Annotated in this window: 5 protein-coding genes and 1 pseudogene; 2 read left to right on the forward strand and 4 right to left on the reverse strand. The window is 70.0% G+C overall.

Going from position 1 to position 6,858, the window contains the following annotated elements:
• The 3 genes from VFB40_RS21845 to VFB40_RS21855 all read right to left on the reverse strand — a co-directional run.
• The coding region (locus tag VFB40_RS21845) for an FAD-dependent oxidoreductase (protein ID WP_324853577.1) at nt 1-626 on the reverse strand (626 nt) is incomplete at its 3' end.
• 164 nt (nt 627-790) lie between these two features.
• Entirely contained in the window at nt 791-2,311 is a 1,521-nt protein-coding gene (gene glpK, locus VFB40_RS21850; RefSeq protein ID WP_324853579.1) for a glycerol kinase GlpK, read from the reverse strand.
• A gap of 86 nt (nt 2,312-2,397) precedes the next feature.
• Nucleotides 2,398-3,231, reverse strand: a complete 834-nt coding sequence (locus VFB40_RS21855; RefSeq protein WP_324853581.1) for an MIP/aquaporin family protein — start codon at nt 3,229-3,231, stop codon at nt 2,398-2,400.
• Between the two features lie 344 nt (nt 3,232-3,575).
• Between VFB40_RS21855 and VFB40_RS21860 the strand changes: the two genes are divergently transcribed.
• Together VFB40_RS21860 and glpK (VFB40_RS21865) are read left to right on the forward strand one after the other, a co-directional pair.
• Nucleotides 3,576-4,343, forward strand: coding sequence for an IclR family transcriptional regulator (locus VFB40_RS21860; RefSeq protein ID WP_324853583.1), 768 nt, complete (start codon nt 3,576-3,578; stop codon nt 4,341-4,343).
• Between the two features lie 55 nt (nt 4,344-4,398).
• Nucleotides 4,399-5,916, forward strand: coding sequence for a glycerol kinase GlpK (glpK, locus tag VFB40_RS21865; RefSeq protein ID WP_324853585.1), 1,518 nt, complete (start codon nt 4,399-4,401; stop codon nt 5,914-5,916).
• A 42-nt stretch (nt 5,917-5,958) separates the two neighbouring features.
• Here the strand turns inward: glpK (VFB40_RS21865) and VFB40_RS21870 are convergent.
• A pseudogene (locus tag VFB40_RS21870) lies at nt 5,959-6,858 on the reverse strand (amino acid transporter); the annotation flags it as partial.

Genomic DNA, 6,858 nt, shown 5'->3' on the forward strand with positions numbered 1-6,858 from the left:
CGCTCGCCCTGCTTCACGAATCCGGTGACACGGGTGCGGGTCGCGACGGTGGCGCCGTACTGCGCGGCGGTGCGCGCGAGCATCATGACGTAGCGGGCGTCGTCGACCTGTGCGTCGTAGTACTGAATCGCGCCGACGAGCCCGTCCTTGCGCAGTCCGGGTGCCCGGCGCAGCGCGGCGGTCTTCGTCAGGTGCCGGTGCCTGGGCAGGGCGCGGGTGCCTCCGGCGGTGCCCATCGTGTCGTAGAGCAGCACGCCGGCGCCGATATAAGCACGCTCCCACAGTCGGTGGCGCAGCGGCAGCAGGAAGGGAACCGGGCGCACCAGATGCGGGGCGATCCGGTTCAGCAGAACGCTGCGTTCCTTCAGCGCTTCGCGTACCAGCCCGAAGTCCCGCTGCTCCAGGTAGCGAAGGCCGCCGTGGATCAGCTTGCTGGAACGGCTGGAGGTCCCGGCCGCCCAGTCGCGGGCCTCGACCATGGCCACGGACAGCCCGCGGGACACCGCGTCGAGCGCGGTTCCGGCGCCGACGATCCCGCCGCCGACCACCAGCACGTCGTACTCTTCCTCAGCCAGTTGCTGCAGGGCGGTCAGCCGGTACTGCGCGCCCAGCGGAGTGGATTGCACGGTGGTCCTCTGCTTTCTCGTTCCTGGTCCCGTCAGTGCTGCGTGGGTGCTGCCTGGTACTGCTCGGCGCTGCGTCTTTGACGACGGCCGGTAGCCGTGGCCGGTAAGTCCGGTGCGTCCCTCCCGCACAGCGCGGCGCGGGAGGGACGCACCGGCCGGGGCCGTCAGTCCTCGAACTCGATCCAGTCGAGGGTGCGGGAGACGGCCTTCTTCCAGTTGCGGTATCCCTTGGCGCGCTGCTCGTCGTTCCACTGCGGGGACCAGCGCTTGTCCTCGTTCCAGTTGCTGACCAGCTCGTCGGTGTTCTTCCAGAACCCGACCGCGAGGCCCGCCGCGTAGGCCGCGCCCAGCGCCGTGGTCTCCGCGACCACCGGCTTGGAGACCGGCACGCCGAGCACGTCGGCCTGGATCTGCATGGCCAGCTCGTTCGCGGTCACGCCGCCGTCCACGCGCAGCACGTCCAGGCGCACGCCCGAGTCCTGCTCCATCGCCTCGACCACGTCGCGGGTCTGGTAGCAGATCGATTCGAGGGTCGCCCGGGCCAGGTGCGCGTTGGTGTTGTAGCGCGACAGGCCGACGATCGCGCCGCGCGCGTCCGAGCGCCAGTACGGGGCGAAGAGCCCTGAGAAGGCCGGGACGAAATACACGCCGCCGTTGTCCTCGACCTGCCGGGCCAGCGCCTCGCTCTGCGCCGCGCCGGAGATGATGCCGAGCTGGTCGCGCAGCCACTGCACGGCCGACCCGGTCACCGCGATCGAGCCTTCGAGGGCGTATACCGGCTTCTCGCCGCCGAACTGGTAGGCCACCGTGGTCAGCAGCCCGTTGTTCGAGCGCACCAGCTCGTTGCCGGTGTTGAGCAGCAGGAAGTTGCCGGTGCCGTAGGTGTTCTTCGCCGAGCCGGGGGTGAAGCAGACCTGGCCGACAGTCGCCGCCTGCTGGTCGCCGAGGTCGCCGGTCAGCGGCACCTCGCCGCGCAGCGGGCCGTCCGCGCGGGTCACCCCGTAGCCGGCCGGGTCGGAGGAGGGCCGGATCTGCGGCAGCATCGCCCGCGGGATGTTGAAGAAGGAGAGCAGCTCGTCGTCCCAGTCGAGGGTCTCCAGGTTCATCAGCATCGTGCGACTGGCGTTGGTCACGTCGGTGACGTGCACGCCGCCGTCGACGCCCCCGGTCAGATTCCACAGCAGCCAGGTGTCGGTGTTGCCGAAGATCGCCTCGCCGGACTCGGCCGCCGCGCGCAGGCCGTCCACGTTCTCCAGCAGCCACTGGATCTTGCCGCCGGAGAAGTAGGTGGCCGGGGGCAGGCCCGCCTTGCGCCGGATGGTCTGGCCGCGCTCGTCCTTGTCCAGGGCGGCGGCGATCCGGTCGGTGCGGGTGTCCTGCCACACGATCGCGTTGTAGTACGGCCGGCCGGTGCGCCGGTTCCACACCACCGCGGTCTCGCGCTGGTTGGTGATGCCGAGCGCGGCCAGGTCCGAGGAGGAGAGGCCCGCGTTGTTCAGCGTGGTCTCGATGACCGCGCGGGTGCGCTCCCAGATCTCGGTGGGGTTGTGCTCGACCCAGCCGGCCTGCGGCAGGATCTGCGAGTGCTCCAGCTGGTGCCGGGCGATCTCGTTGCCGCCGTGGTCGAACACCATGAAGCGGGTGCTCGTGGTGCCCTGGTCCACCGCGCCGACGTAGTCAGCCATGGATTGCCGCCTTTCTCAAAGTTCTCACCGCGTTGTGATGGCGTTGGATTGCTGGCGCTGCTGCACTTCTACTACGCAGCCCTCTGCTACGCAGGCTGACTCTCCCGCAGCCGCTGCTCGGCTTCCTCGACGACCGCGTCGGGCTCGGTCGGGCCGGGCAGGAAGCGGCCGATCAGGACCTTGTAGAGGCCGGCGCCGATCAGGCCGCCGATGAGCGGGGCGACGATGGGCACCCAGAAGTACAGATCGCCGTACTGGTCTCGGAAGGCGGTTCCGTAGCCGGTGAAGAACGAGGCGAGCCGGGGGCCGAAGTCACGCGCCGGGTTGATCGCATAGCCGGCGTCGGTGCCCCAGGCCATGCCGATGGCGACCACGATCAGGCCGACGACGACCGGGGCCATGTTGGCGAGCGGCGAGTTGTTGCGCAGGTCGGTGACGGCGAGCACCAGGAACAGCAGGATCGCGGTGCCGATGACCTGGTCCCGGAAGCCGCCCCACAGGTGCACCGGCAGCGCGCCGTTGCCCGGCAGGGTGGAGAAGACGCCCTGGGTCTTGATGGTGTGGCCGGGGTCGAGCTTGCCGAGCACCTCGGTGTAGTTCCAGCGCACCAGCAGCGCGGCGACGAACGCGCCGAGCGTCTGGGCGAGTGAGTAAGGGAGCACCTTGCGCCAGGAGAAGCCGCCGAAGGCCGCGAGGGCCACGGTGACCGCCGGGTTCAGGTGCGCCCCGCTGATCCGTCCGGCGACGTAGACGCCGAGGATGACGCCGAGGCCCCAGGCCCAGGCGATGCTGTCGTGGTTGCCGATGCCGCCGGCGACAACCTGCGCCACGACACCGACACCGATGAGTATGAGGATCAGCGTGCCGGCGAACTCGGCAGCCAGTTCGCCCAGAAGCCCCTTGGCCCGCAACCTTCCCATGTCTCCTCCTTGAGACGCGCACCTTTTAACACAGCCCGGCACCACAGCCGCGATCGCGTAACGCTCCGCGGCTGGGTGCGAAGCCGGATCGGCGCTCCGGCGGTGGTGGAGGATCGCTCGAAGGCCGATAGTCGTGAAACTAGGTAGGCCGAACGACCCAGTCAACGTACGCCGTTCGACATTGCCGAACTCTGGTCACCTGGTGCCTCGTGAAGTACCGTTTCGCAGCATGGCGGTAACACGAGCGGCGCGCTCCTGCCGGAGACCTCGGGCGGATTCGCGTTGTGACACAGCACTGCCATTCGACATAGTCGAACTACGTCCGACCAGCTACCATCTCTGCCATGCCGGGACCCGTGCAGTCGATCGAACGCGCCGCCGCCATCCTTCGGCTGCTCGCCCGCGGCTCCGGCCGGCTCGGTGTCGGCGAGATAGCCACCTCGCTCGGCCTGGCGAAGGGCACGACGCACGGCATTCTGCGCACGCTGCAGGGCGTGGGCTTCGTGGAGCAGGACAAGGCCAGCGGCAAGTACCAGCTCGGCGCGACGCTGCTGCACCTGGGCACCAGCTACCTGGATGTCAACGACCTGCGGTCCCGCGCGATCAACTGGGCGGACGCGCTGGCCTCGCGCAGCGGGGAGGCGGTGCGCATCGGCACCCCGCTGGACGGCAAGGTGCTGGTCGTGCACCACGTGTTCCGGCCGGACGACTCGCTGCAGACCCTGGACGTGGGCTCGCTGCTGCCGCTGCACGCCACCGCGCTGGGCAAGGTGCTGCTGGCCTACGACGCGGACGTGGCCTCGCAGGTCAAGGACGAGGACCTGGAGTGGTTAACCCGGCGCACCCTGGTGACCGCCGAGGCGCTGAGCCGGGCGATCGGGCAGGTGCGCGAGCTGGGCTGGGCCGCGGAGGTGGAGGAGTTCACCCCGGGCCAGGCCTCGATCGCGGCGCCGATCCGCGGCTACGGCGGCCTGGTGGTCGGGGCGATCAGCATCGCCGGGGCGGTGGAGCGGCTGTGCCCGGTCGCGGACCGGGCGGATCCTGGACTGGTGGCCTTCGTGCAGAACGCGGCGAGGGCCATCTCGCGGGACCTCGGCGCCGGCCGCTGGTGACGGACCGAATTTCACGGGTATCGGGCAGCGACATCGGGCATCGAAAGGGTCAGCCATGGTCGCGCAGTATGTGATGTCCATCGACCAGGGCACAGGTTCGACCCGCGCGATCCTGTTCGACCAGGGCGGCCGGCTGGTGTCGGTGGCGCAGCGCGAGCACCGGCAGTTCTACCCGCGGCCGGGCTGGGTCGAGCACGACGCCATGGAGATCTGGCGCAACCTCGAGCACGTCGCGCGCGAGTCGCTGCACCGGGTCGGGGCCGGCGCCGACCAGGTCGCCGCGATCGGCATCGCCAACCAGCGCGAGACCTCCGTGCTCTGGGACCGGCGCACCGGCATGCCGATCGGCCGGGCCGTGGTCTGGCAGGACACCCGCACCGACGAGCTGGTCGCCGAGTTCGCCGAGCGCCCGGACGCCGGCATCGTGCTTGAGCGGACCGGGCTGCCGCTGGCGACCTACTTCTCCGCGCCGCGCATCCGCTGGCTGCTGGATCACACCCCGGGCCTCTACGAGCGGGCCGAGCGCGGCGACGTGCTGTTCGGCACGATGGAGAGCTGGGTGGTGTGGAACCTGACCGGCGGGGTGGACGGCGGCGTGCACGTCACCGACGTGACCAACGCCAGCCGCACGCTGCTGATGGATCTTCGCACCCTGCAATGGGACAAGGAACTGCTGGACTTCTTCGGCGTTCCGGCCGCGATGCTGCCCGAGATCCGCTCCTCGGCGGAGGTCTACGGCACGGCGAAGCGCGCGGTGCGCGGCGTGCGGATCGCGGCGGCGCTCGGCGACCAGCAGGCGGCGCTGTTCGGCCAGACCTGCTTCGCGCGGGGCGAGGCGAAGTGCACGTACGGCACCGGCAGCTTCCTGCTGCTCAACACCGGCGGCACCCCGGTGCGCTCGACCCACGGCCTGCTGACCACGGTCGGCTACCGGATCGGGGCGGAACCGGCCGCCTACGCGCTGGAGGGGTCGATCGCGATAACCGGTGCGCTGGTGCAGTGGTTCCGCGACAACCTCGGGCTGATCTCCAGCGCCCCGGAGATCGAGACCTTGGCGCGCACGGTCGAGGACAACGGCGGCTGCTACATCGTCCCGGCCTTTTCCGGGCTCTACGCGCCGCACTGGCACAGCGGGGCGCGCGGCATCATCGTGGGTCTGACCTCGTACATCACCAAGGGGCACCTGGCCCGCGCGGTGCTGGAGGCCACCGGCTGGCAGACCCGCGAGGTGGTGGACGCGATGAACGCCGACTCAGGGCTCGAACTGACCACGCTCAAGGTCGACGGCGGGATGACCGCCGACAACCTGCTGATGCAGTTCCTGGCGGACGTGCTGGACGCCCCGGTGGTGCGGCCGATGATCGCCGAGACGGTTTCGCTCGGCGCGGCCTACGCCGCGGGCCTCGCGGTCGGCTACTGGCCGGACCTTGAGGGCCTGCGCCGCAACTGGCATCGGGCGGCGCAGTGGCTCCCGGCGATGGACCCGGCGCGCCGCGAGAGCGAGTACTCGAACTGGCGGCGCGCCGTGGAGCGGACCTTCGACTGGGTTCAGCCCAACCACACGGCGACCTGAACCACCTGCGGCTGCCGCGTGAGCCGCTACAGCACTACGCCACTACACCGCCTCCGGTTCCGGCTCCTCCTGCATCGACCGCTCGGTCAGCGCGTTCGACTTCGGGATCGTCTCGCCGCGGAAGAAACCGGGCCGCACGAACCGGTAGATCAGCATCAGCGGGATGCCGAGTACGAGCGCGCCGATGCCGGTGAGGAACACCCCGCCGATCGCCCAGTGCGGCGCGAACGGCAGCGTCCAGTAGGTCGAGCCGTAGTCGGCCGCCCAGTAGACGTGGCAGGCGTAGCCGAAGAACGCGAACAGGATCAGCGCGCCGAGCAGCGGCAGCGCGCAGCGCAGCCACAGGGTCTTGCCGTACTGCCGGCCGCGGCGCACGAGCGGCAGGTAATACCAGAAGCAGGCCAAGCCGGTCAGGCCGTAGTAGAAGGCGATCGCGAGTCCGAGCGAGAGGATCGAGTCCGAGAGCACGTTGTTGCTGATCTTGGTCAGCCCGGCGTAGAACGCCATCGAGGCCAAGCCCATGCCGACGGTGGACCAGGTCGGGGTCTGGAAGCGCGGGTGGACCCGGGCGAAGTGCGACGGGATGGCCCGGTGCGAGGCCATCGAGAGGGCGGTGCGCGCGGTCGGCATGATCGTGGTCTGCGTCGAGGCGGAGGCCGAGGTCAGCACCATGAGCACCAGCAGCTTGCTGAGGAACCAGCCGAAGCCGGCCGAGCCGAAGACCGAGGTGCCGAGGCCGGAAAGGACGTCGCCGGAGTTGTCCGGGTTCGCCAGCCCCGAGCCCTTGGCGCCGACGCCGGCGAACGCCTGAGCCGAGACAGTGACCAGCGCATACGTCACCAGCAGCAGGATCGTGGAGAGCACGGCGGCGCGGCCCGGCGTTCGCGCGCTGTCCTTGGTCTCCTCGTTGATCGACACCGCGGTGTCCCAGCCCCAGTAGAT

This window comes from Actinocrinis sp. (genome assembly GCF_035650855.1).
Classification (GTDB): domain Bacteria; phylum Actinomycetota; class Actinomycetes; order Streptomycetales; family Catenulisporaceae; genus Actinocrinis.

Coding starts and splice junctions, on each gene's coding strand:
- VFB40_RS21855 (WP_324853581.1), bottom strand. CDS start 3,231: ATGGGAAGGTTGCGGGCCAAGGGGCTTCTGGGCGAACTGGCTGCCGAG.
- glpK (WP_324853585.1), top strand. CDS start 4,399: ATGGTCGCGCAGTATGTGATGTCCATCGACCAGGGCACAGGTTCGACC.
- VFB40_RS21860 (WP_324853583.1), top strand. CDS start 3,576: ATGCCGGGACCCGTGCAGTCGATCGAACGCGCCGCCGCCATCCTTCGG.
- glpK (WP_324853579.1), bottom strand. CDS start 2,311: ATGGCTGACTACGTCGGCGCGGTGGACCAGGGCACCACGAGCACCCGC.